Source organism: Serratia sp. HNCC26DJ244 (genome assembly GCF_057180565.1).
In genome coordinates this window covers 1-1,371 of record NZ_JBXUGO010000063.1, presented here as the reverse complement: position 1 = coordinate 1,371, position 1,371 = coordinate 1, and the positions used below count along the sequence as shown (strand labels likewise).

Below are 1,371 nucleotides of genomic sequence, written 5' to 3'. Positions count from 1 at the left end.
CCGCATGATTTTTACGTCAAGGCAACCGATGGGGCCGGTAACGTCAGTTTGCCATCGACAACCTTTACGTTGACGCTGGACTTCACACCACCGGATGTCAGCAAGGTAGCGATCACTGAGGTCGTCGATCAGTATGGTTTGGTAACCGGCCCGGTCAGTAAGGGTAGCGTGTTGGATGATCGCAATCCGTTGGTTAACGGTACCGGTGCAGAAGAGGGTAATACCATCACGGTATACACCACCGATGGCGATGGTAATACCAAAGTACTGGGCACCACCACCGTAGGCAGCAATGGCCAGTGGACGTTGACCGCTACGGGCTCACTGTATGACGGTAAAAACAAGTTGACCGTGGAAGAGACTGACAAGGTAGGTAATAGCGCCAAGCCGAGCACCAGCTATGACGTTATTATGTCATTGACCCCAGACGCTCCGGTTATCGACAGTATTATTGATGATACCGGCACTACCCGTATGGCGTTGACCAACAACAGCCTGACCAAGGACAATACGCCAACCTTGAGCGGGACGTCTTCGGTGGCTGAAGGCGATAAGATTACCATCTATAACGATAAAACTGTGGTAGGTACCACTACTGCGGGCCCTGGTGGTAGTTGGAGCTTTACACCCAACCCAGCATTGGCAGACGGTACTTACAACTTCAAAGTGACCGGAACCAACGATGCAGGTCAGGAGAGTGCGCCGAGCGGTACTGAAACCATCATTATTGATGCGACGATTTCTGATGCGGCTATCAGCATCACGTCAATCAGTGATGACTTGGGTATCAGCAATACCGACTTCAACACCAGCGATACCACGTTGTTGATTAACGGTACACTGAACAAGGCACTGCTGGCAGACGAGTGGGTCGAAGTGAGTGTGGATGGCGGTGAAACCTGGACCAAAGCGAGCAGCACGACCGCCAGCAGTTGGACGGTGGATCTGCAAAGCAAGCCGTTGACTTCAAAGGACTATACCATTGAAGCACGTGTGGTTGATCAGGCAGGTAATATTGGTGACACCGACTCACATGCGCTGACAGTGAGCACCGTGGCACCGAACCTGAATGGTATGACCACCAGCGCAATTATTACCACCGATACCTCTAGCGGTTTGAAAACAGGCGATCTGTTCAGCCACAGTGCGACAGAGATTAACACCGATATGATCACCCGTGACCGTACGGTGACCATCAAGGGGGCGTTGAGTGCTGCGCTGCAGAGCAACCAGTATCTGCAGATCTCCTTTGATAATGGGAGTAACTGGACCACGCTGTTGTCTCAAACCGGGACTGACTGGAACTATCAGTTGGCTGCGGTCACTCAGAGCACCACGTTTAACTACCAACTGCGGGTGATTGATTCTGCC

Annotated in this window: 1 protein-coding gene; it reads left to right on the top strand. The window is 52.1% G+C overall.

What is annotated here, in order from left to right; genetic code table 11:
* Positions 1–1,371, top strand: a 1,371-nt coding sequence (locus AC2A06_RS18525) for an Ig-like domain-containing protein (protein WP_484381259.1), incomplete at both ends; no start/stop codon positions are given.